General features: G+C 73.3%; 19 protein-coding genes. 6 read left to right on the top strand and 13 right to left on the bottom strand.

Annotated features, from left to right (window positions below):
- Positions 1-14: 14 nt before the first annotated feature.
- From Ani05nite_RS01655 to Ani05nite_RS01645, 3 genes are all read right to left on the bottom strand, one after another.
- Complete coding sequence (locus Ani05nite_RS01655) at positions 15-3257, bottom strand: SCO7613 C-terminal domain-containing membrane protein (protein WP_203763451.1); 3243 nt, start codon at positions 3255-3257, stop codon at positions 15-17.
- A gap of 69 nt (positions 3258-3326) precedes the next feature.
- On the bottom strand, positions 3327-4160 hold the full coding sequence (locus Ani05nite_RS01650; RefSeq protein ID WP_203763436.1) for an LLM class F420-dependent oxidoreductase: 834 nt from the start codon (positions 4158-4160) through the stop codon (positions 3327-3329).
- A 7-nt stretch (positions 4161-4167) separates the two neighbouring features.
- Complete coding sequence (locus tag Ani05nite_RS01645) at positions 4168-6801, bottom strand: MGH1-like glycoside hydrolase domain-containing protein (RefSeq protein WP_239129092.1); 2634 nt, start codon at positions 6799-6801, stop codon at positions 4168-4170.
- 141 nt (positions 6802-6942) lie between these two features.
- Here Ani05nite_RS01645 and Ani05nite_RS01640 point away from each other — a divergent pair, with 141 nt between their 5' ends.
- Both Ani05nite_RS01640 and Ani05nite_RS01635 read left to right on the top strand, forming a co-directional pair.
- The gene (locus Ani05nite_RS01640; RefSeq protein ID WP_203763429.1) at positions 6943-7437 is read left to right on the top strand and encodes an NUDIX hydrolase; all 495 of its coding nucleotides are present in this window, start codon (positions 6943-6945) and stop codon (positions 7435-7437) included.
- Positions 7438-7488: 51 nt separating this feature from the next.
- Positions 7489-8262, top strand: coding sequence for a hypothetical protein (locus Ani05nite_RS01635; protein ID WP_203763426.1), 774 nt, complete (start codon positions 7489-7491; stop codon positions 8260-8262).
- A gap of 29 nt (positions 8263-8291) precedes the next feature.
- On the opposite strand, the gene Ani05nite_RS01630 is transcribed toward Ani05nite_RS01635, so the two are convergent.
- On the bottom strand, positions 8292-8978 hold the full coding sequence (locus Ani05nite_RS01630; RefSeq protein ID WP_203763423.1) for a response regulator: 687 nt from the start codon (positions 8976-8978) through the stop codon (positions 8292-8294).
- Entirely contained in the window at positions 8975-10408 is a 1434-nt protein-coding gene (locus Ani05nite_RS41735) for a sensor histidine kinase (protein ID WP_203763420.1), read from the bottom strand. Before Ani05nite_RS41735 ends, Ani05nite_RS01630 begins: the two co-directional genes overlap by 4 nt.
- A 586-nt stretch (positions 10409-10994) precedes the next feature.
- Here Ani05nite_RS41735 and Ani05nite_RS40765 point away from each other — a divergent pair.
- The gene (locus Ani05nite_RS40765) at positions 10995-11459 is read left to right on the top strand and encodes a DUF1707 SHOCT-like domain-containing protein (RefSeq protein ID WP_239129090.1); all 465 of its coding nucleotides are present in this window, start codon (positions 10995-10997) and stop codon (positions 11457-11459) included.
- A gap of 119 nt (positions 11460-11578) precedes the next feature.
- Complete coding sequence (locus Ani05nite_RS01615) at positions 11579-12400, top strand: metal-dependent hydrolase (RefSeq protein ID WP_203763414.1); 822 nt, start codon at positions 11579-11581, stop codon at positions 12398-12400.
- A 22-nt stretch (positions 12401-12422) separates the two neighbouring features.
- On the opposite strand, the gene Ani05nite_RS01610 is transcribed toward Ani05nite_RS01615, so the two are convergent.
- Together Ani05nite_RS01610 and Ani05nite_RS01605 are read right to left on the bottom strand one after the other, a co-directional pair.
- Positions 12423-14114 carry a bifunctional 3'-5' exonuclease/DNA polymerase gene (locus tag Ani05nite_RS01610; protein ID WP_203763411.1) on the bottom strand — a complete coding sequence of 564 codons (1692 nt, stop codon included), beginning with the start codon at positions 14112-14114 and terminating at the stop codon, positions 12423-12425.
- Between the two features lie 59 nt (positions 14115-14173).
- Positions 14174-14770, bottom strand: coding sequence for a TetR/AcrR family transcriptional regulator (locus Ani05nite_RS01605; RefSeq protein ID WP_203763408.1), 597 nt, complete (start codon positions 14768-14770; stop codon positions 14174-14176).
- Between the two features lie 59 nt (positions 14771-14829).
- Here Ani05nite_RS01605 and Ani05nite_RS01600 point away from each other — a divergent pair, with 59 nt between their 5' ends.
- Together Ani05nite_RS01600 and Ani05nite_RS01595 are read left to right on the top strand one after the other, a co-directional pair.
- Positions 14830-17088, top strand: a complete 2259-nt coding sequence (locus Ani05nite_RS01600) for a glycoside hydrolase family 3 C-terminal domain-containing protein (protein WP_203763405.1) — start codon at positions 14830-14832, stop codon at positions 17086-17088.
- Entirely contained in the window at positions 17085-18281 is a 1197-nt protein-coding gene (locus Ani05nite_RS01595; protein WP_203763402.1) for an MFS transporter, read from the top strand. Before Ani05nite_RS01600 ends, Ani05nite_RS01595 begins: the two co-directional genes overlap by 4 nt.
- Positions 18282-18293: 12 nt before the next feature.
- Here Ani05nite_RS01595 and Ani05nite_RS01590 read toward each other — a convergent pair whose 3' ends face one another.
- From Ani05nite_RS01590 to Ani05nite_RS01565, 6 genes are all read right to left on the bottom strand, one after another.
- A complete protein-coding gene (locus tag Ani05nite_RS01590) occupies positions 18294-18524 on the bottom strand; it encodes a hypothetical protein (RefSeq protein WP_203763399.1) in 231 nt (76 codons plus the stop codon).
- 118 nt (positions 18525-18642) lie between these two features.
- The gene (locus tag Ani05nite_RS01585) at positions 18643-19563 is read right to left on the bottom strand and encodes a carbohydrate ABC transporter permease (RefSeq protein WP_377880042.1); all 921 of its coding nucleotides are present in this window, start codon (positions 19561-19563) and stop codon (positions 18643-18645) included.
- A 14-nt stretch (positions 19564-19577) separates the two neighbouring features.
- Entirely contained in the window at positions 19578-20489 is a 912-nt protein-coding gene (locus Ani05nite_RS01580) for a carbohydrate ABC transporter permease (protein ID WP_203763396.1), read from the bottom strand.
- 84 nt (positions 20490-20573) lie between these two features.
- Positions 20574-22010: an N-acetylglucosamine/diacetylchitobiose ABC transporter substrate-binding protein gene (gene ngcE / locus Ani05nite_RS01575; protein ID WP_203763393.1), complete on the bottom strand. Its 1437-nt coding sequence runs from the start codon at positions 22008-22010 to the stop codon at positions 20574-20576.
- A gap of 34 nt (positions 22011-22044) precedes the next feature.
- Entirely contained in the window at positions 22045-22947 is a 903-nt protein-coding gene (locus Ani05nite_RS01570) for a carbohydrate ABC transporter permease (RefSeq protein ID WP_203763390.1), read from the bottom strand.
- Entirely contained in the window at positions 22947-23930 is a 984-nt protein-coding gene (locus Ani05nite_RS01565) for a carbohydrate ABC transporter permease (protein WP_203763387.1), read from the bottom strand. Before Ani05nite_RS01565 ends, Ani05nite_RS01570 begins: the two co-directional genes overlap by 1 nt.
- Positions 23931-23975 lie beyond the last annotated feature (45 nt).

Below are 23975 nucleotides of genomic sequence, written 5' to 3'. Positions count from 1 at the left end.
CCACCCAGGACCGCTCAGTGCATCCGGGTCAGGGCGGCGCGGAACCGCGCCAGGTCGCGGCGGCGGCGTTCCAGCGTCATGGCCAGGCCGACCAGCAGCAGGCCCGCGGCGGCCAGCGGGATCCAGCGCGGCAGCAGGTCCCAGACCAGCACCACCTCGTGCAGGGCGACCGCGGCGAGCACCGCGCCGCCCGCGACGACCGGGGCCCGCAGCCGGCCGTACGCCCCGGCCACCAGCACCGCCAGCGCGCCCAGACCGAGCAGCAGCCGGCGCACCGGCTGGCCCTCCTCGGCCAGCACCGTCGCCAGCGTCGGCAGCAGCGCCGCGCCCAGCGCCGGCCCGTACGTCACCCAGCTCGACAGCCCCGGCCGGGTACGCCGCGCCAGCCACCCGGCCAGCACCGCCACCCCGGCCGCGGGCAGCGTGTACGCCTCGACCGTGGCCACCCGTTCGGCGGCGATCAGCAACCACCAGCCGCCCAGCTCCGCCACCGCGGCGGCCAGCACGTGTCCGCGCCGGACCACCGCCGCCTCGCCGGGCCGCAGCGCCCGGACGCCCAGCGCCAGCCCCCAGAACGTGCACACCGCGGCGGCGTGCCGGATCGACCCGGCCGCCAGCAGCAGTGCGACCACAGCGCCGGCGTGCGCCGCCACCTGCACGGTCCGTCCCTCGACCGCGCGGCGCGTCGACAGCACCGTCCCCACGGCCAGGACGGCGGCGGCCGCCCCGAGCACGACGAAGGCGCTGGTCTGCGGGGACAGCGCGGCCGCCCGGCCGGCCGTCCAGGCCAACGCGAGCGCTGCGCCGGCGCCGGTCAGCCACCCGGCCAGCCGCGCGGCGAGCGCCCGGCCGGCGACGCCGGCCACCGCGCCGGCGACCAGGGTCAGCCCCAGCGCGGCGAGCGTCGCGCCCCGGGTGGCCAGCGCCCCGGCGAGCCCGGCGCCGGTCAGGGCACCGCAGACCAGCGCCAGCGGCGCCGCCGGCGCCCCCGGGCGCAGCAGCGCCACGGCCAGCAGCCCGGCCAGCCCGATGATCAGGCTCTCCGCCGGTACGCCGGGCCACGGCACGCCCCCGGCGGCGAAGCCCATCGGCGCGAGCACCGCCAGCACCGGCGCGACGGCCCAGAGGGCCCGGCCCCGGCCGGACGCGGCGTGCGCGGCGATCCCCACCGCCACCGCGAGCACCCCCAGCGCCACCACGTCGGCGGTGGCCACCGGGCCGGCGCCGGTGCCCGCCGGCGACCCGGACCAGATCCGCCCCAGCCACTCGTACGGGCGCAGCAGCACCCCGGCCAGGCTCGGCCCGGTGGTCACCAGCAGCGTGGCGACCAGCGGCCCGGCGGCGAGAGCCGTCACGATCGTCCGCACGAAGGTCAGGGCGACCAGCAGCAGCGCCCCGGCTGCGTAGATCGCCGGGGAGTCCCCGGAGGCGAACGCCCAGGCCGGCGCCGACACGACACCCAGCAGGGCGGCGGTCAGCGCGAACGGCCGGTAGCCGCCAAGGGGCAGCCGCACGGCGCCGGCCAGCAGCGCCGCGGCCGCCAGCACGATCCGGGTCTGCCACGGTGCGGGCAGCGACAGGGCCGCGGTCCCGCTCCAGGCGGCCGCGGGCACGGCCAGCAGCCCGGCGGTCAGCGCCACTCCCCCGACCAGCCGCGCCGGTGTCGGCATCGCCCGCGCCACGAAGGCGGTCGTGAGACCGATGACGGCCACCGTGGTCAGGGTCGCGCAGGCGACCCACGGCCGGTCGAAGGCGACGGCCACCGCGTGCGTGGTCAGCCCGGCAGCCACCGCGGCCGGCCACGGCGGGGCGCCCCGCAGCGCCAGGGCGAGTGCGGCCGCCACCACCAGCAGCTCCAGCCCGGGGCCGGTCCACCAGGGCAGGCCGAACGCCGCCGGGGCCGCGACCGCCACCAGCGCGAACCCGCCCAGGACCACGTGCGGCTGCACCCGCCGCGACACCAGCACGGCCAGGGCGGCGGTGACCAGCACGATCACGGCCGGCAGCCGCCAGTCGCCCCGGCCGGTCACCGCGGTGGCGACGGTCCCGCCCACGACTGCGGTACCGGTGCCGGCCACCACGACCAGCGCGCCGAGCCACGGCCCGAAACGTACCGGCTCGGGCAGCCGGCGGCGCACCACCGCGACCAGCACCGCCACGGCCGTGACCGACGCGGCCACCAGCACCGGGGCGGCGAAGCTGCCCGCGACGACGCCGGCGCAGCGGCCGGCCGCGACGGCCAGCGCCACGACGGACAGCCCGCCGGTGACCGACTGGGCGAGCGGCGCCCGGGCCAGCACGGCCGCGACCACCGGCACCGCGGCCGCCACGATCAGCGCGCCGGCCGCCAGGGCGACGTCGCCGGGCGCGAAGCGCAGGAACAGATCGGGGAGGGCGGCCAGCGCGGCCAGGACCGAGGCGGCGCCACCGAGCACGTACGCCGTGACCCCCAGCGCGCTGAGCGCGGAGCGGCGCAACTGCACCACCGCCAGGTTCAGCAGGGCCACCGCCGCCAGCGTGTACGCCCACCCGGTCGGTTCCGGGTGGACCGGCGCCACCAGCAGCGGCAGCACCGGCTGGGCCACGACCAGCGCCACGAACCGGGGGCCGACCAGCCCGGTCACGTGCTCGTAGCCGGCGGCCACCGCGGCCGTCACGGCACAGACCGCTCCCGCGTACCCCAGGGGCGAGTAGTCGGCGACGCCGAACAGGTTGACGTACCAGGCGGCGTACCCGTCCAGCAGCACCAGCAGCAGGCCGACGGCGGCGAAGGTCTCCGCCGTCGCGGTCAGGCCCCGGCGCAGCGCGGCGAGCGGCGCCGCGAGGGCCGCCACGGTGAACGCGCCCAGCAGCAGCGCCCGGCCGCCGACGCCGAACTGCGACCACGCCACGGCCGTGAAGACGATGGCCGCCACCGCCAGCAGCAGGCCGCCGAGCAGGAATAACGCGTTCTGCACCAGCCGGGTCGAGGCCTCCTTGGTGCGGGGGACGGGCACGGGCGCGGGCGCGGGCCGGGGCGCGGCCGGCGCCGGCGGGGGCGCCAGCGCGGCGCGGATCCGCGCCACCGCCGCGTTCCGGGCGTCCCAGGCCTGCCGCAGGGCCTGATCGGCGGCCGCCCGCCGGGCCGTCAGCACCGGGATCTCCGCGTCCAGGCGGATCACCTCGGCGGCGTCCGGGTCCGGGCCGCGGCCGCAGCCGGGGCAGCCGGAGGTCAGGTTGGCCGGGGTACGGCACGACGGGCACGGGTACGTGATCACGGCCTCGATCCTCGTCGTGCCGGCCGCCGCGCTCCTGAGTCCGCGTACCTATTCCCCGGGCTCAGTGGCTCACCGGCCGGTGAGGTCGGCGACCGCCTGCTCCCACTTGGCCAGCCCGGCCTCGACCACGCCGCGCGGGCCGGACGGCAGCCAGCTCGACGCCCGGTGCACGCCCGCCTCGGCCAGCCGCTCCAGCGCCTTCGGGTCCGGCGGCACGCTGAGCACCTGGATCTGCAGCGGCCGTTCCGCGCGGGACCGCAACTCGGCGATGCGGCCGAACAGGTCCTCGTCGTGCCACTGCGGGAACCAGCCGTCGGCCCAGGCCAGCACCCGGTCCAGCACGGTCGGGCCGCCGCCGCCGATCAGCACCGGCGGCCACGGGTGCTGGGCCGGCTTGGGCCACGACCAGATCCGGTCGAAGGTCACGAACTTCCCGGCGTAGGACGCCTCGTCCTGGGTCCAGATCGCCTGCATCGCCTGCACCCGCTCGGTGAGCAGGGCCATCCGGGTCCGGGGGTCCGTGCCGTGGTTGGCCATCTCCTCGCGGTTCCAGCCCGCGCCGACGCCGAACTCGAACCGGCCGCCGGACAGGTGGTCGACGCTGGCGACCTCCTTGGCGGTGACGATCGGGTCGCGCTCGACGACCAGGCAGACGCCGCTGCCCACGCGCAGCCGGCTGGTCGCCTCGGCCGCGGCGGTCAGCGCCACGAACAGGTCGTACGTGTGGGCGTACTTGCGGGGCAGCTGCCGGCTGCCGTCGCCCCACGGGCTGAGCCGGCTGGCCGGGATGTGGGTGTGCTCGGCGAAGAACAACGCGTCCTGACCGTGCTCCTCGACCAGCCGGGCGACCGCGCCGGGACGCATCCCGTCGTGGGTGGGGAAGTAGCCGACGCCGAATTCCATGCCGCTCCTATCGGTGCAGGGTCAGGATCAGGTCCACCACCAGGGCGGTCCAGCCGGTCTGGTGCCAGGCGCCCAGCCCGGCGCCGTTGTCGCCGTGGAAGTACTCGGGGAAGGAGACCAGGTCCTTCCAGTCCGGGTGGCTCTGGAAGACCTCCTGCGCGCCGTAGATCGGCCGCCGGCCCCACGAGTCCGGGACGAACAGCGACACCAGCCGCCGCGACAGGTCGTCGGCGACCGCGCTCAGCGGCATCTTGGTCTGCGAGCCGGTCGGGTACTCCACCATCAGGTCGTCGCCGAAGAACGCCGCGAACTCCCGCAGCGCCTCGATGAGCAGGTAGTTGACCGGCATCCAGACCGGGCCGCGCCAGTTGGAGTTGCCGCCGAACAGGCCGCTGGTGCTCTCCGCGGGCTCGTAGCCGACGGTGAACTCCGAGCCGCCCAGGTGCACCGTGAACGGCTTCTCCAGGTGCGCGCGGGAGAGCGTCCTGAGCCCGTACGGGGACAGGAACTCCTCCGGGTCGAGCATCCGGGCCAGGATTCGCAGCAGCTGGTCCTGGCCCACCATGGACAGCAGCCGCTGCTGGCGGCCGTCGGCCGACAGCCGGCGGGCGCTGATCACGTCGGCGTACTCGGCCTGCCCGGCCAGCAGCCAGCGCAGCCGCGCGGCCAGCTCGGGCAGCCGGTTCAGGGTGCCGGCGGACAGCCGGGTGGTCGCCGCGAGCGGCAGCAGGCCCACGATGGACCGGGCCTTGAGCGGCATCCGGTGCCCGTCGGGCAGGCGCAGCACGTCGTAGAAGAAACAGTCCTCGTCGTCCCACAGCCCCTGCCGGTACGCCGCCTCGGCGATGTACGCGAAGTGCTCGAAGAACTTGGTGGCCATGTCCTCGTAGGTGCGGTCGTGCAGGGCCAGCCGGACCGACATGTCGAGCAGGTTGAGCGCGTACATGGCCATCCAGCCGGTGCCGTCGGACTGCTCCAGCACGCCGGCCACCGGCAGCGCCGCGGACCGGTCGAACGGGCCCACGTTGTCCAGCCCGAGGAAGCCGCCCTCGAAGACGTTGTTGCCGCCGACGTCCTTGCGGTTGACCCACCAGGTGAAGTTCAGCAGCAGCTTGTGCATGACCCGGGCCAGGAAGTCGAAGTCCCGGCCGCCGTCGATCTCGAAGACGTTCAGCGCGGCCCAGGCGTGCACCGGCGGGTTGACGTCGCCGAACGCCCACTCGTAGGCCGGGATCTGCCCGTTGGGGTGCATGTACCACTCGCGCAGCAACAGCAGCAGCTGCGCCTTGGCGAAGCCCGGGTCGACCCGGGCGATCGAGACGCAGTGGAACGCCAGGTCCCAGGCCGCGTACCAGGGGTACTCCCAGGGGTCGGGCATGGAGATGACGTCGAAGCTGTTCATGTGCCACCAGGCGTTGTTGCGCCCGTAGCGCCGGCCGGGCGGCGGCGGCGCGGAGCCGGGATCGCCGTGCAGCCACTGCTTGACGTCGAAGTGGTAGAACTGCTTGCCCCACATCAGCCCGGCGATGCCCTGCCGGGCCACCGCGGCCTCCTCGGCGGAGGCGGCGGCCGGGATCACCTCGGCGAAGTAGGCGTCGGCCTCCGCGAGCCGGTCGCGCAGCACCGCCGTGAGGCCGTCACCGAGGTCGGGGGGGCCGGGCGCCTCATCGGTACGGGTCAGCCGCAGCCGGATCTGCCGGGACTCCCCCGGGCCCAGCGTCACCTCGTAGTGCAGCGCGCCCTTGGTGCCCGTGCCGGCCGGGTTGACCGTCGGGGCGCCCGCGACGACGTGGTCGTTGATCCCGTCCTTGGGGTACGTGCTGGTGCCGGGCAGGCCCCAGAGCCGCTGCGCGTTGGTCTCGTTGTCGCAGACCAGCGCGGGCGGGGCCGCCTCGCCGTCCAGCGTGATGTGCCCGAGCGTCCGGTGCTCGCCGTGCAGCCGCCCGTCACTGCCGGTGATGACCGGCACCGGCCGGTTCGCCGCGCCCCAGGACCAGGTGTTGCGGAACCACAGCGTGGGCAGCACGTGCAGGGTGGCTTCCTCCGGGCCGCGGTTGGCGACGGTGACGACGATGCCCATGTCGTGCACGTCCGCCTTGGCGTAGTCGACGGTGACCACCCAGAACCGGTCGTCGTCGAAGACGCCGGTGTCGATGAGCTCGTACTCCGGCTCCTCCCGCGAGCGCTGCCCGTTGACCCGGACCAGCTCGTCGTACGGGAACGCGGTCTGCGGGTAGTGGTAGCGCCAGCGCATCCACGAGTGGGTCGGCGTCGAGTCCTGGTACCACCAGTACTCCTTGGCGTCCTCGCCGTGGTTGCCGCCGTCGCCGCCGAGACCGAACATCCGCTCCTTGAGGATCGGGTCCCGGCCGTTCCACAGGGCCAGGGCGAAGCAGAAGGTCTGCCGGTCGTCGCAGACCCCGGCCATGCCGTCGTCGTTCCAGCGGTACGCCCGCGACCGCGCGTGGTCGTGCGGGAAGTAGTCCCAGGCGGTGCCGTGCTCGCTGTAGTCCTCCCGGACCGTGCCCCAGGCGCGTTCGGCGAGGTAGGGGCCCCAGGCGCGCCAGTTCCGCTCGCCGGAATCGGCCTGGGCCAGGCGCTCGCGCTCCGCCACGCCGCCGCTCACCCCCCTCGGTCCCACCCGCCGCATTGTTACTGACAGGTGTTACGAACGATAACGGAGGCGACCGCCGAAGATCGTCCGCGCCCGGCACACTGCTTCCCTGACCCGGATGCCGGCCTTTCCCGCCGGGCCGGACATGGTCATCACTAGGGTGGCCGCATGCCTGCCTCCGACTACGTGAAGAACCTGCGCGCCCGGGTCGGCCACGACCTGATCATGTTCCCGACGGTCAGCGCGGTCATCCTCAACGACCGCGGCGAGATCCTGCTCGGGCAGCGCAGCGACAACCACCAGTGGTCGGTGATCGCCGGGATGATGGACCCGGGCGAGCAGCCCGCCGACGCGCTGGTCCGGGAGGTCGAGGAGGAGACCGGCATCCAGGTGACGATCGAGCGCCTGGCCGGCGTGGCCCTGCACGAGGTGGTCTACGGCAACGGCGACCGCTGCCACATGGTCAACACGTGGTTCCGCTGCCGGGCGGTGAGCGGCGAGGCCCGGGTCAACGACACCGAGTCGATCGCGGTCGGCTGGTTCGCCCCGGACGCGCTGCCGGAGCTGAACCCGTTCGCGCTGGTGCGCATCCGCACGTCGCTGGCGCCGGACGCGCCGGCCTGGTTCGCCCGGCCCGGCGAGAACGGAGTCCCCGGCTACTGACGGACGCCTATATGATCGCCGCTTCCAGGCCGGACACGGGGAAGGCGGCTCATGGAGGACACGCAGGTGACACCGACCGGACCGGAGTTCCCGGCCGGGCCGGCCCAGGCCGCGGCGCCCACGCCGCGCCGCTCGCACGGGCGGATCTGGGCGACAGTGATCGGCATCGTGCTGGTGGCCGGGTGCCTCGCCGGGGTGACCCTGGCCGGGGTCCGGGCGATCAGGAGCACGACACCGCCGCTGGCGAAGGGCGTGTCCATGCCGCTGCGCTCCGGCGCCCCGGCCACCGCCGGCGAGGAGCCGGTCGCCGAGGTGCCGCGGGCCAGCTCCTATCCGGTACGCACCGCGAACGACCTGAAGCGGGTCTGTGAGCGCTGGTACTACCCGAAGTCGCCCAAGGTGCAGTCCAAGGGCATCCAGCCGGTCAGCATCTTCACCGCGGACAGCAAGGACGCCGACGACCGGCAGGAGGAGACGCTGTTCGACATCCCGAACTGGTACACCGCGCCGAAGCAGAAGGCGTGGGACCCGTCGTCGCCGGCCAAGGTGCGCCTGGTGGCCTGCGTGGACCTGACCGCGACCGGCAAGAAGGTCGCCACCTGCAAGTTCGACGACCCGAAGGACCTGAGGGTCCCGATGCGCGCGGCGACGTACCGGCTCACCCTGTACGAGGTCGCGACGGGCCGCAAGGTGCTGGAGAAGCGGCTGACGGGCGAGGACGAGGAGTGCCCGTTCGTGGTGCTGCTGGGCGCCGACCGCACGATCTACAGCCGGCCCGCGGACCGCCAGCTCTACGAGACCCTCCGCAAGCACGTCGAGAAGTGACGGGGCGCTGAGCGCCGATCGACCACCCCTCAGGCGAGCCAGCCGGGACGGATCAGGCCGGCCTCGTAGGCGTGCACCACCAGCTGGGCCCGGTCGCGGGCGCCGAGCTTGACCATGGTCCGGCTGACGTGCGTCTTCGCCGTCGCCGGGCTGATCACCAGCCGGGCGGCGATCTCGTCGTTGGACAGTCCCTCGCCGACCAGCACCATCACCTCGCGTTCGCGGTCGGTGAGCTGCTCCAGGCGGCGCTCGGCCTCCTCGGGCGGCGCCGTCGGCCGGCCGCGGCCGCCCGGGACGGCGAACTCGCCGATGACCCGGCGGGTGACACTCGGCGACAGCAGGGCGTCGCCGGCCGCGACCGCCCGCACCGCGCGCAGCAGCTCGACCGGTTCGGTGTCCTTGACCAGGAAGCCGGACGCGCCCGTGCGCAGCGCCTCGAAGACGTACTCGTCCAGCTCGAAGGTGGTCAGGATGACCACCCGGGTGGCGGCCAGCGCCGGGTCGGCGACGATGCGGCGGGTCGCCTCCAGGCCGTCCACGCCGGGCATCCGGATGTCCATCAGCACCACGTCCGGGCGGGTCTGCGCGGCCAGCCGGGCCGCCTCCAGGCCGTCGCCGGCCTCGGCGACCACCTCGATGTCGGGCTCCGCGTTGAGCAGCGCCCGGAACCCGGCCCGGACCAGCGCCTGGTCGTCCGCCAGCAGCACGGTGATCATGCGACCTCCCTGGTCGTGGTGGTGCCGGTGGGCAGGACGGCGGAGACCAGGTAGCCGCCGCCGGGCAGCGGCCCGGCCTGCAGCGAGCCGCCCAGGCTGGCGGCCCGGGCCCGCATCCCGGCGATCCCGCTGCCCCCGCCACCGGCCTTCCCGGTCCGGATCCCGACGATCCCGCTGCCCCCACCACCGGCCGCCCCGGTCCGGCCGGGCTCGTCCAGCCGGCCGGCCGGGTCCGGTTCGCCCGGTTCGCCCGGCTCGTCCGGCGGTCCCTGCGGTCCCGGCGGTCCCGGCGGTCCGGTCCGGCCGACCCCGCCCAGCAAGCCCGGCGGTCCGGTCCGGCCGACCCCGCCCAACAAGCCCGGCGGCCCGGTCCGGCCGACCCCGCCCAACAAGCCCGGCGGCCCGGTCCGGCCGACCGGGTCGGGCGGGCCGGGGGCCGTCCCGGCGTCGTTGCGGATCGTCAGGCGCAGCTCGCCCGGCTCGTAGGCGATCGAGACGATGGCGGCGGCGCCGGAGGCAGCGTGCCGGCGCACGTTGGTGAGGGCCTCCTGGACGATGCGGTACGCGGCCCGGTCGACCTCGGCCGGCAGGGCGCGCCGCTGCCCCACCACCTCCGTGGTCACCGGCAGGCCCGCGTCGGCCGTCAGGTCGGTGAGGCGGTCCAGGCCCAGCGCGGGCTGCCGGGGCGCCGCCTCCTCCTCCGGGCGCAGGACGCCGAGCACCGCGCGCACCTCCCGCAGCGCCTCGGAGCTGGCGGTCTTGATCGCGGTCAGCGCCTCGCGGGCCTGCTCCGGGCGGTTGTCCATCAGGTGCAGCCCCACCCCGGCCTGCACGTTGATCAGCGACAGGTGGTGGCCGAGCACGTCGTGCAGCTCGCGGGCGATGCGCAGCCGTTCGTCGGCGGCCTGGCGGCGTTCCTGCTCCTCCTTGGCCCGGGCACGTTCGGCGTTGGCCTTGGACAGCTCGGTCAGGTACGCCGCCCGGGCCCCGGCCGCGCTGCCGATGAACGCGGTCAGGGCCAGGATCAGGGCGGCCAGCACGGCGTCGCGCACGGACGGGCGGGCGGCGGCCGACAACCCGAGCGGACCCGCGCCGAACCAGGTGACCGTCAGATAGGCGAGGTAGCCGGCGGCCGCGACGACGAGCGCGGGCCGGCGGTGACCGTTGCGCACGGCGGTGAACAGCGCGATGACCGGCGCGACGGCGTACGTCCAGGACGGTGTGGCCTGGGTGGCGTACCCGATGGTGGCGGCCCCGGCGACGGCGAGCACGGCGATCGGCGCGCGGCCCCGCCAGGCCAGGGCGAGCGGGCCGATCAGCAGCAGCGCGCAGGCGACGACGGCGCGGGGCTGGGGCAGGTGGGCGGCGTGCGTCCAGTTGTCGATCACGTGGAAGCAGAGCGCCGCGATGACCGCACCGGGCCAGTGCACGTTGCGGGACCCGCGCCGGGACCGCACCCACTCGGGCGGCCGCCCGCCCCGGAACGCCCGCCCGCCGGACCCGTCCGGCCGCCCGCCGGAGCCACCCGGCAGGCCGGACCCACCCGGCAGGCCGGACCGACGGCTGCCCGAACCGCCGGACGCCCACCCGGACGCGGCACCATCGGCCGCCGCCGCTACGGAGGCCGCAAACCCCTGCTCAGCCCCCGCGACACCCGGCCCCTCCCCCGCCGACCCCTCGGCTAACGGCCGGCCCTCGGCACCCCCGGCGCCGGCTTCAGGCCACGCGCGCCCCGCCCGGCGGCCCCTTCGCTCCGGCCCGCCCGGCCGGCCCCGCAAGCCCCGGTCCCGCACGCCTCGAACCTACGGCACCGCAGCTCACCCGGTCATCCGCGCGCGGGCGACGACTCCGTGCGCCCCCGGGCGTAGCGCACGCCTCCCCGGTACTCCCCACGACGTACGCCCGCCGCGCCGGCTGCTCCGCCGGCGGCGTACCGGATGCTCCGCCGGGGCGACGCGGCCCGGCGCCGGATCCGCCACGCTGGAGTCCAGTCCCGCCACGTTTCAGGAGGTCACCGTGTATCCCAGCGCCATCACTCCGTCCGGTCCGCCGCGGCTGCGGACCTCCGACGCCGAGCGCGAGCACGTCGCCGCCATGCTCCGGGCCGCGATGACCGAGGGACGGCTCACCCTCGAGGAGGGCGAGGAGCGGCTCACCCAGGTGTACGCGGCCAGGTTCCGCGACGAGCTGGCCCCGCTCACCGCCGATCTGCCCGACCAGGGCCGCCGGGCGCTCGCCGAGACCCCGCAGGCGCGGGCCGCGACACGCCGGGACGTACGCCGGCACGCCGGTGTCGTGGCCGTGCTGGCGGTCGTGCTGACCGGGCTCTGGGCGCTGTCCGGCGCGCCCTTCTTCTGGCCCGCCATCCCGCTGATCTTCCTGGTCATGGGCCTGGTGCGGCATGCCCGGTACGGCCGCTACCGGCCCGAGTACAGCTACCGGCACCACGTCGCGCCGTGGAACGCGCCCACCTATAGGTGACCATGAACACTCCACAGTAGACGTGGCGGTCGTTGCCCACCCCTCCCGCCTCTGCGACAGTTGCCGGGTTTGCCTCCGGCCACCGGCGCCGGCGGCCACGGGGAGGGGTGGGCACGACCATGATGGGTCCGTCGCACGCGCTGTCGGGCGCGGCCGTCTGGCTGGCCGGCAGCTGGGCCGTGGATCACTTCGCGGGCTACGCCCAGTCGCCGCTCGCGATCGGGGTGGGCACGGCGGTCTGTGCGGGTGGCGCGCTGCTGCCCGACCTGGACCTGTCCGGCAAGGTGACCCGCAACCAGGGCGGCGCGACGGTGGCCCGGACGTTCGGGGTGTTCTCGCTGTTCGTGGCCGAGGTGATCGAGAAGATCTCGCTCGGGGTCTACACGGCGACCAAGCTGAGCCGGGACCCGCGGCGCAACAACGGCCACCGCACCTTCACCCACACGCTGCCCTTCGCCGGGCTGGTCGGCTGGGGCACGACGGCGCTGTGCGCGTCCTACGGCAAGTGGGCGGTCGTGGCCGTGGTGTTCTTCATGGCCGGGCTGGCCCTGCGCGGCCTGTTCGACGAGTGGGCCGAGCGGGCCGGCTGGCTGATCGTGACCCTGGCCTCGGGGGTGATCGCCTGGTTCACCGCCGCGCACCTGCCCGGCGACCGCGGATATCCGATACTGGGCTTCGCGGTCGGCGTGGGCTGCGTCGTGCACCTGCTGGGCGACATGGTCACCAAGAACGGCGTGCCGATCCTGTGGCCGATCCCGATGGGGCGCCGGATGTGGCGGATGATCGGGGTGCCGAACGGGATGGCCGTGCGGGTGGGTGGGCGTACCGAGGTGGTCGTGCTGCGCACCGTGTTCACGCTGATCGCCATCCTGTCGGTCTTCGGGATGTTCGCGCCGCACGTGTTGCAGCGCCTCGACCTGGACGTCTGGGCGGACGGCTGACCGGGCCACGGCGCCGCCGGGCTCACTTGGCGTCGGCGTAGCACTCCACGATCGACACGTCGAGCGGGAACCGCACCGCCGTGTCGCCGAACAACAGCTCACCGGCCCGGCCCGCGCTCACCCGCACCGCCTCGGCGACCGCCTCGGCCTCCTCCGCCGGGCAGTGCACGCCCACCTCGTCGTGCACGAACAGGACCAGTTCGGCCCGCAGGCCCTCCAGCGCGGTCCGCAGCGTCGCGAGCAGCACCAGCGCCCACTCCGCGGCCGTCGCCTGGATGACGAAGTTGCGGGTGAAACGGCCGCGGGCCCGGCCCGGCGCGCCGCCCTGCGGCTCGGCCGAGCCCCCCTCCTCGGGCGGCTCCAGGCCCGCGTCGCGCCAGGCGGTGGACGCCGGCGGGCAGGTGCGGCCCAGCCAGGAACGCACCAGCCCGCCCGCCTCGCCGGTGCGGGCCGCGGCCTCCACGTACTCGAAGGCGGTCGGATAACTCTGCCGCAGCACCGCCAGGGCCGGGATCGCGGCGCCGCCGGTCTGGCCGTACATCGCGCCGAGCAGGGCGATCTTGGCCTTGGCGCGGTCGCCGCCGAACGAGTCGGTGGCCAGCGCCGCGTACAGGTCGCCCGCGGCGCCGGCCCGGGCGAGCCGGGAGTCGCCGGAGACCGCCGCCAGCACCCGGGGCTCGAGCTGACCGGCGTCGGCCACCACGAACCGCCAGCCCGGGTCGGCCACCACGGCCCGGCGGACCACCTTGGGCACCTGGAGCGCGCCGCCGCCCCGGGTCGCCCAGCGGCCGGAGACCACGCCGCCGGGGACGTACTCGGGGCGGAACCGGCCCTCGCTGATCCAGGCGTCGCGCCAGGCCCAGCCGTGCGCCGTCCAGATGCGGTAGAGCTCCTTGTATTCCAGCAGGGGCTTGACCGCGGGATGCTCGACCTGGCGCAGCACCCAGGCCCGGGTGTTGGGCACCTCGATGCCGGCCCGGGAGAACGCGCGCAGCACCTCGGCCGGGGAGTCCGGGTGCAGCCCGCGTACGCCGAAGGCCTCGTTGATCTCCGCGGTGAGCTCGGCCAGGCGGCGGGGCGGACCCACCGGCTGGGGCGCCCCGAGCAGCTCACGCAGCAACTGGTCGTGGATGTCGGCGCGCCAGGGCAGGCCGGCGTGGCCCATCTCCGCGCCGACCAGGGCGCCCGCGGACTCGGCGGCCACCAGCAGGGCGAAACGGCCGGGCTGCCCGGTGGCGCCGATCCGGGCGTGCTGGTCGGCGTACACCTGGGCCAGGGCCTCCAGGACCCCGGAGCCGGCGGCGGCCGGCGGCCCGGACATCGCCTCGAACAGCGCGCCCTGGGCGAAGCCGGGTGGCTGCGGGAGCCGGGGCGGCGGGTCGGCCGGCACCGGGGCGCCGGTCAGCCGGGCCCGGGCGGCGGCCAGCGCGCGCGGCTCGCCCCAGCGGCCGGCATGGCCGAGCAGCAGGGCCTCGGTCAGCTCGACGTCGTGGCAGCGCCGCACCCGGACCCCGGCGCGCAGCAGGGTGGGATAGCCCTCGGTGGTGGCGGCCCAGAGCCAGCGCGGGTGCTCGGCCGCCTCGCGCGCGGCGATGGCGGCGGGCAGGTCGGCCACGCGGACCGGCGCCCCCGCGGGCGTGCCGTCGGGTCGCACGTCCTGCCAGCGGCCGGAACCGTGCCAGCTGCCGTCGTCGGACACCACCGCTACCAGCACATGGCCATTCTGCCGCCCGGGTACGACAACTTCCGCCGACCCGGCCCGGCGACCCGAGCTCAGGCGCCGAGCAGGCTCTCCAGCAGCTCCAGCGACTTCTCGATGTCCACCGCCGGGTCGAGCAGCCACTGCACCTGCAACCCGTCCGAGGCCGCGATGATCAGGGCGGCCGCCACCTCCGGCGGGACGTCCGGGCGGATGCGCCCGGCCGCCTGCTCGGCAGTGATCCGCTCGGCCAGCAGCTGCCGCAGGTGGGCGAACCGCTCCCCGAAGAACTCCCGGGACGGCTCGTGCCCCTCCTCCAGCGCCGCCGCGACCAGCGTCGAGTACAGCTGCACCAGCCCGGGCACGCCGTGGTTGCGCCGGGCGGCGTGGGTCATCAGGCCGACCACGGTCGCGTCCGGCGGGGGCGGGTCCTCGACGACGGAGCGTTCCTCCGCGGCCCGGTAGACCTCGATCAGCAGTTCCTCGCGGGAGGCGAAGTAGTGCTTGAGGGCCGCGTGGGACACCCCGATGGCCTCGCCGATCGCCCGCAGCGAGGTGCCCTCGGCGCCGCGCGCGGCGAAGACCTCGATGGCCCGGTCGAGGATCTCCCGCCGGCGGCGGACCCCCTTGTCGTACGCGCCGCGCCGGGTGCCCGGGGAAGGTTCGTCCACCGCGCCATCGTAGGCCACAAAAACTTCCACGCGGAGGTTTTCATTGTTACGGTCGGGACATGACACTCGACGTTCCCGCGCTGCTGGCCGCCCTCACGCTCGAGGAGAAGGCCTCCCTGCTCGACGGTGCCGACTTCTGGCGTACCCAGCCGGTCGAGCGCGTCGGCATCCCCGGCATCATGGTCACCGACGGGCCGCACGGCCTGCGCAAGCAGGCCGGCGAGTCGGACCACGTCGGGCTCAACGACAGCGTCCCGGCCACCTGCTTCCCGCCGGCCGCCGGGCTGGCCTCCACCTGGAACCCCGGGCTGCTGCACCGCATCGGCGAGGCGCTGGGCCGCGAGTGCCGCGCCGAGCAGGTCGCCGTGCTGCTCGGCCCCGGGGTCAACATGAAGCGCTCGCCGCTGTGCGGGCGCAACTTCGAGTACTTCTCCGAGGACCCGCTGCTGGCCGGCGAGCTGGGCGCGGCCCTGGTCAACGGGTTGCAGGGCACCGGCGTGGGCGCCTCGCTCAAGCACTTCGCCGCCAACAACCAGGAGACCGACCGGATGACGGTCTCCGCCGACATCGACGAGCGGACCCTGCGCGAGATCTACCTGCCGGCCTTCGAGCGGGTCGTCACCCAGGCCCAGCCGTGGACCGTGATGTGCGCCTACAACAAGATCAACGGCGTCTACGCGAGCGAGGACCCCTGGCTGCTCACCACCGTGCTGCGCGACGAGTGGGGCTTCGAGGGGCTGGTCGTCTCCGACTGGGGCGCGGTCAACCGCCGCGACGCCGGGGTGGCCGCCGGCCTCGACCTGGAGATGCCCTCCTCCGGCGGGCTGGGCACCCGGGTCATCGTGGACGCCGTCAAGGCCGGCGCGCTCAGCGAGGCCGACGTCGACCGGGCGGTCACCCGGGTGCTGACGCTGGTCGACCGGTCGCAGGGCGCGCTCGCCCCCGGGCAGACCTTCGACGCCGACGCCCACCACGCGCTCGCCCGCGAGGCCGCGACCGCCAGCGCCGTCCTGCTCAAGAACGACGACGCCATCCTCCCGCTGGACCCGCGGTCCGGCGGGACGGTCGCGGTCATCGGCGAGTTCGCCCGCACGCCGCGCTTCCAGGGCGCCGGGTCCTCGCAGGTCAACCCGACCCGGGTGGACACCGCGCTGGACGCGCTGCGGACCGCCCTGGACGGCCGACGCGAGGTCAGCTTCGCCCCGGGCTTCGTCATCGAGTCCGCGGAGGCCGACCCGGCGCTGGTCGAGGAGGCCGTACGGACCGCCGCGGCGGCCGAGGTGGTGGTGCTGTTCCTCGGGCTGCCTCCGTCGTACGAGTCCGAGGGCTACGACCGCGACCACATGGACCTGCCGGCCCACCAGATCGACCTGCTGCACGCCGTCGCGGACGCCAACCCGCAGGTGGTCGTCGTGCTCTCCAACGGCTCGGTGGTCACCGTCGCGCCCTGGCAGGACCGGGCGCGGGCCGTGCTGGAGGGCTGGCTGCTCGGCCAGGCCGGCGGCGCGGCGACGGCCGATCTGCTGCTCGGCGCGGCCGACCCGGCGGGCCGGCTGGCCGAGACCGTGCCGGTGCGCTTCGCGGACAACCCGGCGGTCGGCAACTTCCCCGGCGAGTTCGGCCACGTCCGGTACGGGGAGGGCCTGCTCATCGGCTACCGCTGGTACGACGCCCACCAGCTGGAGGTGGCGTACCCGTTCGGCCACGGCCTGTCCTACACCACCTTCGACTACACCGACCTGAGCACCGCCGTCCGCGCCGACGGCGACCAGCCGCTGGTCGACGTCACCGTCACCGTGGTGAACACCGGCGCCCGCGCCGGCCGGGAGACCGTCCAGGTCTACGTCACCGACCCGCAGGCCGCCGTCTACCGGCCCGAGCAGGAGCTGCGCGCGTTCACCCAGGTCAGCCTCGAGCCGGGCGAGAGCACCGCGGTCACCCTGACGCTGGCGGCCCGGGCGTTCGCCTACTGGCACCCGGCGATGCGGCGCTGGGTCGTCGAGGGCGGCGCGTTCGGGATCCGGGTCGGCGCCTCGTCCCGCGACATCCGGCTCACCGGCACCGTCGAGCTGGCCGGCCAGGACGTCACCGCCCCGCTGACCACCGACGCGACCGTCGACGCGTGGCTGGCCCACCCGGCCGCCGGCGACTGGCTGCGCGAGCAGCTCGGCGACGGCATGTTCACCGCCATGCTGTCCGACCCCAAGAACGGGCAGATGATGCGGGCCATCCCGCTGGTGCGGCTGTCCCGCTTCCCGGGCTTCCCGGTCACCGAGCCGGACGTCGAGGCGGCCGTGCAGCGCTTCGGCGCTCAGTGACGGCGGTCCTCGGCGCCGGGCCCACCCAGCGGGCCCGGCGCGCCCGGGTCGCCGTCGCGGTGCTGTTCCTGACCAACGGCGCGCTGTTCGCCAACGTGGTGCCCCGCTACCCGGAGATCAAGGAGTCGCTGGAGCTCAGCAACACGCTGCTGGGCACGGCGCTGGCCGCCGGCCCACTGGGCGCGCTGGCCGGCGGGCTGTTCGCCTCGGCCGCGATCAGCCGGTTCCGCTCCTCGCGCACCGGCGCGGCCGGCATCGTGCTCGTCGCCGCCGCGTTCCTGCTGGTCGCGGTGGCGCCGAGCTGGTGGGCGCTGGCCCTGGCGATGGGCGTCGCGGGCGCGGCGGACGCGATCGTCGACGTCGCCCAGAACGCGCACGGGCTGCGGGTGCAGCGGCTGTACGGCCGCTCGATCGTCAACTCGTTCCACGGCGTGTGGAGCGTCGGCGCGGTGCTCGGCGGGCTGATGGGCTCGGCGGCGGCCGGGCTGCGGATACCGCTGGGTGTGCATCTGGCCACGGCGGGCGTGCTGTTCAGCGTGGTCGCGCTGGTCGCGTACCGGTTCATGCTGCCCGGCCCGGAGGACGCCGAGCGGGCGGCGCCCACCGCCACCGCCGCCACGCCGGCCCGGCGCGCCTTCGCCTGGGCCACGGTACGGATGCTCGCCGCGCTCGGCGCCCTGGCGGCCTTCGGATCGCTCGTGGAGGACGCCGGCTCATCCTGGGGCGCGCTGTTCCTCACCGACTACCTGAGCGCCGGCGCGGCCACCGCCGGCCTGGCCTTCGTCGCCCTGCAGGTGGCGATGACGATCGGCCGGCTGCTCGGCGACCGGGCCGTCGACCGCTTCGGCCAGCGCACGGTGACCCGGGCCGGCGGGGCGCTGGCCGCGGCCGGCATGGGCTTCGCACTCACCTGGCCGTCCGTGGGCTCGGCGCTGGCCGGCTTCGCGCTGGCCGGGCTGGGCACGGCGACGCTGGTCCCGGCGGCGATGCACACCGCCGACGAGCTGCCGGGACTGCCGCACGGCGCCGGGCTGACCATCGTGAGCTGGCTGCTGCGGGTCGGCTTCCTGCTGTCGCCGCCGCTGGTCGGGCTGGTCGCCGACCTGACCAGCCTGCGGGTCGGGCTGCTCAGCGTGGTGGTGGCGGGGGTGGGGACGCTGGCGCTGGGCCGGGTGCTGCTCAACCGCGCCTGACCGGCGCAAGCCCTATTTTCCGCTCAGCCCCTCGAGCAATCGCACGATGTGCGCCAACCCGGCCTTGATCTCCGCCGCTTCGGCTTTGATCTCCGCCGCGTCCGCCTTGTGCTCGGCGTAGTGCGACACCTGGGTCTCCCGCAACGCGTTAAGCATCCGGGTGTGGGCCCGCAACTCGGATCGGTACTCGGCGACATCCCGGTCCGCGGCGAGACGCTGCTCCAGATCATCGGGACCGCTCATGGCCGCCACTTTACCGGGTTCCGCGCACGGTCCGGGCCCGTGCTGAGCGGGCTGTGGACAACGGAACGGGCGGCGCCTCTCCCCCGTGGAAAGGCGCCGCCCGGCACGTGGTGCGACGTTACTTGGTGGCGCCCGCGGTCAGACCCGACTGGATCTGCCGCTGGAAGAACGCGTACACGATGATCATGGGCAGGATCGAGAGGGTGAGCGCCGCGAACAGCGCCGCCCAGTTGGCCTGGTAGCCGGCCGACACCGAGATGTTGGCGATGCCCTGGGTGAGCACCCACTTCTGCTCCGCGCCCGCGCCCTGCATGATGGCCACCGGCAGCAGGTACTGGTTCCACTGGCCGACGATGTTGAAGATCGTGATGCTGACCAGCCCGGACCGGGCCATCGGCAGCATGACCTGGAAGAACAGCCTGGTGTGGGAGGCGCCGTCGACGATCGCGGCCTCGGCGATCTGGTTCGGCAGCGTCTTGAAGAACGCCGTCATGAAGAAGACCGTGAACGGCAGCGAGTAGGCGATGTAGACCAGGATCAGGCCGGTGTAGGTGTTGAGCAGGCCGAGGTTTTGCAGGATCAGGAACAGCGGCACCAGCGCCAGGAACACCGGGAAGGCCAGCCCGGAGACGAACAGGTAGTAGATGAAGCGGTTGCCGAAGAACCGGTAGCGGGCCAGCACGTAGGCCGCCATCGAGCCGAACAGCATGGTGCCGGCCGTGCTGATGGCCACCACGAAGACGCTGTTGAGGAAGTAGCGCCCGACGTGCGCCTCGGTCCAGGCCGTCCGGTAGGTCTCGAAGGAGATCTTGCTGGGCAGGCTGAACGGCGCGTGCGTGAAGATCTCGGTGTTGCTCTTGAACGAGGCGAGGATGACCCAGATCAGCGGCGCGATGACCAGCAGGCCCCAGACCGCCAGGGCGACGTGGGCGAAGCTGCTGAAGAGCTTGAGCTCCTTCTTGTCCCGCTGCGCGGTGGTCGTGGCGTGCCGCGACCCGGTGTACGAGGCCGCCGGCCCGTTCGTCTTGGTGTAAGTCACTGGATGCTCCCGGCTCACAGCTCGATCGCGTCGCGCCGGGTGACCCGCAGGGTCAGCGCCGCGAACGTGATGGTGAGGAAGAACAGCACGACACCCATCGCCGAGGCGTAGCCGAACTGTGCGTAGTCGAAGGCGTTGCGGTAGATCTCCAGGCCCAGCACCGTGGTGGCCCCGTCCGGCCCGCCGCGGTCCACGGACATGACGTTGACCAGGGCGAACGCGTCGAAGGCGGCGATGCCCAGATAGACCCAGGCGACCTGCAGCGTGTTCCACAGCAGCGGCAGGGTCACCTTGAAGAACAGGGTGCCGCGGGTGGCGCCGTCCAGCGCCGCGGCCTCGTAGATCTCCGTCGGGATGGAGCCCATCCCGGCGGAGAACAGCACCACGTAGAAGCCCACGGCCTGCCAGACGAGCACGGCCAGGATCGACCAGAGGGCCAGGTTCTTGTCGGCCAGGAACAGCACCGGCCCGGCTCCCACCTGGTTGAGCAGGCCGTTGATCAGGCCGCTGTCGTCGGAGGAGTAGACCCGGGAGAAGATGACCGCGACCAGGGCCAGGGCCAGCAGCTGGGGGAAGAAGAACACCACCCGGTAGAACTTCGAACCCCAGACCCCCCGGGTACGGCCGCCCTTCGAGCCGCCGCCCACGTTGAGCAGGAACGCGAAGAACAGCGCCAGCACGATGGTGAGCAGCGGCAGGAAGATCAGCAGCAGGATGTGGTGCTGGATCGCCTTCCAGAACGTGTTGTCGTGGAAGAGCTTGACGAAGTTGTCGAAGCCGATGTAGCTGACGTCCGGCGAGAAGCCGCGCCAGTTGGTGAACGACAACTGGAACGCCTGGACGTACGCCGCGATCACGAACGTGCCGTAGATGGCCACCGGCACGATCAGGAAGCCAATGATGAACGGGTACCTGCCGTGCTTCATGGTTCTCGAGCTCCGTTCGTGATCGCGGGTACGTCCTCAGCGGACCTTCCTGGGTTTTCCGCTGCGGGTTGGCTCAGATCTGGATCAGCGGGAGAACTTCTGGATCGAGGAGTCCTTCTTGACCGCGTCGGCGGCCTTCTGCATCCGCGTGACGAACTTGTCCGCGGTGCCGCCCTGGTACATCAGCTCGTTCGTGGCGGCGCGCAGCTCGTCGTCCAGCTTCTTGTACCAGGTGTCGAAGCGGAAGCTGAAGGTGTCCGCGCCCGCCGCGCCGAGGGCCTTGTTGCCGGAGGTCAGGCCCGCGCTGATCTCCATGCCGTCGGTCGCGCCGGCGACCACGGTCAGCGTCTTGGTGAGCTGGGTGAAGCCCACGGCGCCGGCCTTGCTCAGCATGTGCCGCAGGAACTCCATGCCGCCGCGCGGGTTCTTGCCCTTGCTGGCGACGAAGTACTGCTCGCCGGCCGCGGCGTACAGCGCGGTGACCGGCAGCTTGTCGGCCGACGTGACGCTCGGCACCGGCATGAGCTGGTAGTCGAAGCCCTCCGGGGTGTCCTTGGCCTGCTCGTTCTCCAGCCAGGAGCCGGACGGGTAGAGGCCCACCTTGTACTGGTCCTGCTGGAGCTGGACCTCGGTGTGCTTGAGCCCGAGGAACGCCTTGTTGGAGTACTTGGCGCCGATCTCGGCCCAGGCGGTGGCGGCCTGCTTGACGGCGTCGTTGGTCCAGGCGCCGTCCTCGAGGTTGTCGATGTTCTTCAGGATGTCGGCGCCACCGATCTTGGCGGCGCTGGTCAGCAGCAGCGTGTACATGTAGTACGGCGCGTTCGCCCCCGCGTAGCCGAACGGCGTGATGCCCTTGGCCTTCATCTTGTCCAGCAGCGCGGTGAAGTCCGCCCAGGTGGTCGGGGCGGTCCAGCCGTTGTCCTTGAACAGCTTGCCGGAGTACCAGAGGCCGAAGACGGTGAACGCGTAGTTCAGCACGTACGGCTTGCCGTTGAACGTGCCCTGCTCGATGGTGCCCGGGATCAGGGTGTCCTTGACGGTCTTGCCGGCGATGTCCACCGACGGGGCCGCGAACAGCTCGGTCAGGTCCTGCACCTGGCCGGCCTGGACGAGGGCGCCCTGGTCCATCAGCTTCGAGCCCGAGTTGTTGATCATGTCCGGCGGGTTGCCCGCGGTGAACCGCGGCTGCACCACGGTCGAGATCTCCTCGGCCTGGTTGAACGTGACCTTGGACTTCGGGAAGAGCTTGTTGTACGACGGGATGTCCACGTCGGTGGCGTACTTGGTGCCGAGGCCGCCGTTGAAGATGATGATCTCCAGCGGCTCGTCCTCCTTGATGCCCAGCGGGTTGGTCGCGGAGACCGTGCCGGCGGGCTTGTCCGCGCTGTCGTCCTTGTCGTCGCTGCCGCCGCCGACGCAGGCGCTCAGCATGGTGACGGCGGGGGTGGCCAGCAGGCCCACGGCGGCGGCGCGGCGCAGCAGCGTCCGGCGGTCGACCTCGGGCTTCAAGATGTCAGTCATGCGCTTTCTCCTCAGATGGTGATGCGGTGCCGGGTCAGCCCTTGACGGCGCCAGCCGTCAGGCCGGTTGCGATGTTGCGCTGCACGATCAGGAAGAAGATGACCACCGGGAGGGCGGTCAGGATCGACCCTGCCATCAGCGGACCCCAGAAGGTGCCGCGGCTCGTCTGGTTCTGCAGCAACCAGGCCATCAGGTTCTGGTGCGCCTGGTCGTTCAGCGTGTTGATGATGATGAATTCGTTCCAGGCCTGGATGAATCCGTAGACCGAGGTGGCGACCAGGCCGGGCCCGGTCAGCGGCAGGATGATCTTCCAGAAGACCTGGAACCGGCTGGCCCCGTCGATCAGCGCGGCCTCGTCGAGCTCGCGCGGGATCGCCTGGATGAAGCCGCGCAGGGTCCAGACCGTGTACGGCAGGATCAACACGATGTAGACCAGCGTGATACCCAGCAGGCTGTTGGTGAGATCCGCCTTCTGGAGCATGAGGAACAGCGGGATCAGGATCGCGACGAACGGCACCATCTGCACCGACAGGACGACGAGGATGATCGCCTTGCGGCCGTAGAACCGGAACCGGGCGATGGCCAGCGCGGCCAGGAAGCCCACCAGCAGCGCCCCGAGCACCGCGCCCGAGGTCACCAGCACGCCGTTGAGCAGGTCCTGCTGGAAGAACGGCGCGTTGAACGCCGACTTGAAGTTGTCCAGCGTGAACGTGTGCGGGAAGAACGTCGGCTCGAACTGCAGGATCTCCGGCGCCGGCTTGAAGGCCGTGTTGATGACCCAGTAGACCGGGAAGAACATCACGATCGCGAACAGCACGCCGACGGTGTTGGCCAGGACGGTTCCGCCCCGGCTGCGGCCCACGGTCGGGGTGTCGGACTCGCGGGCCGGGCGGCGCCGCCGCTTGCGTACGGCGGTCTGCGGTGCGGTGGCGACCATCAGTCCACGTCTCCGATCTTGAACATCTGGCGCATGTAGAAGGCCATCACGCCGAGCAGCAGCAGCACAGTGACGACCGCGATGGCCGAACCCAGCCCGTAGTTGTTGTTCTTGAACGCCGTGCTGTACGCCCACGTGGCCAGCACCTGGTACTCGTCCTCGGGCCGGCCGTTGCGCACCACGTAGACCTGGGTGAAGAGGCCGAAGTTCCAGATCACCGACAGCGTGGTGACGATGACCAGCAGCGGCTTGAGGATCGGCAGGGTGACCGAGCGCAGCACCTGCCAGGCCGACGCGCCGTCGACCACGGCCGCCTCGAGCAGCTCCTTGGGCACCTGGGTCAGGCCGGCGTTCAGGGTGATCGCGATGAACGGGATGCCGGCCCAGACCACGATGGTGGTGATCACCGCCCAGCCCTGGATCGGGTCGGCGAACCAGCTGTGGTTGGCGAAGTCGACGCCGGGCAGCCGGTCGATGAGGTAGTTCAGCACGCCGAAGTCGGAGTCGACCAGCCAGCGGAAGGTCTGGGTGGCGACCAGCTGGGGCACGGCCCAGACGAACATCATCGCGATGATCATGGCGATCCGCACGCTCGGCGCGACCCGGCGCATCAGCAGCGCGACCCCCAGCCCGAGGACCAGGGTGAGCAGGACCGACACCACGGTGAAGGCCACCGTGCGGGCCACGACCTCGTAGAAGGTGGAGTTCGTGAAAATCTTGGCGTAGTTGGCGAACCCGACGTTGTCCGGCGCCAGGTCGGCGAACAGCTGGCGCAGCCCGAGGCTCTGGAACGACAGCACGATCATCCGGATCAGCGGATAGCCGAGCAGACCGGCCAGCAGCAGCAGGGCGGGCAGGGTGAGCGCGAGGGGTGCGAAGCCGCCGCTCGTGGCCGAACGACGCTTGCTCCCGGTGCGGCCGGCCGGCGCCGGGGCCGGCGGCTGCGGGGCCGGCGGGGCGGACGGGGTGTCGACGACGGACATCGGACCACCTCTCTACAACAGGAGTGCGGAGCCGGGTGGTGCCGC

This window comes from Actinoplanes nipponensis (assembly GCF_016862275.1).
In the GTDB taxonomy this organism is placed as follows: domain Bacteria; phylum Actinomycetota; class Actinomycetes; order Mycobacteriales; family Micromonosporaceae; genus Actinoplanes; species Actinoplanes nipponensis.
Note: the sequence above shows the minus strand (reverse complement) of the source record. Positions and strands in the feature narration are given on the sequence as shown.

What these genes read in the sequence shown, in the direction of transcription:
- Ani05nite_RS01650 (WP_203763436.1), bottom strand. Translation starts at nt 4,160, where the DNA reads ATGGAATTCGGCGTCGGCTACTTCCCCACCCACGACGGGATGCGTCCC.
- Ani05nite_RS01640 (WP_203763429.1), top strand. Translation starts at nt 6,943, where the DNA reads ATGCCTGCCTCCGACTACGTGAAGAACCTGCGCGCCCGGGTCGGCCAC.
- Ani05nite_RS01635 (WP_203763426.1), top strand. Translation starts at nt 7,489, where the DNA reads ATGGAGGACACGCAGGTGACACCGACCGGACCGGAGTTCCCGGCCGGG.
- Ani05nite_RS01630 (WP_203763423.1), bottom strand. Translation starts at nt 8,978, where the DNA reads ATGATCACCGTGCTGCTGGCGGACGACCAGGCGCTGGTCCGGGCCGGG.
- Ani05nite_RS01615 (WP_203763414.1), top strand. Translation starts at nt 11,579, where the DNA reads ATGATGGGTCCGTCGCACGCGCTGTCGGGCGCGGCCGTCTGGCTGGCC.
- Ani05nite_RS01600 (WP_203763405.1), top strand. Translation starts at nt 14,830, where the DNA reads ATGACACTCGACGTTCCCGCGCTGCTGGCCGCCCTCACGCTCGAGGAG.
- Ani05nite_RS01590 (WP_203763399.1), bottom strand. Translation starts at nt 18,524, where the DNA reads ATGAGCGGTCCCGATGATCTGGAGCAGCGTCTCGCCGCGGACCGGGAT.
- Ani05nite_RS01580 (WP_203763396.1), bottom strand. Translation starts at nt 20,489, where the DNA reads ATGAAGCACGGCAGGTACCCGTTCATCATTGGCTTCCTGATCGTGCCG.
- ngcE (WP_203763393.1), bottom strand. Translation starts at nt 22,010, where the DNA reads ATGACTGACATCTTGAAGCCCGAGGTCGACCGCCGGACGCTGCTGCGC.
- Ani05nite_RS01570 (WP_203763390.1), bottom strand. Translation starts at nt 22,947, where the DNA reads ATGGTCGCCACCGCACCGCAGACCGCCGTACGCAAGCGGCGGCGCCGC.
- Ani05nite_RS01565 (WP_203763387.1), bottom strand. Translation starts at nt 23,930, where the DNA reads ATGTCCGTCGTCGACACCCCGTCCGCCCCGCCGGCCCCGCAGCCGCCG.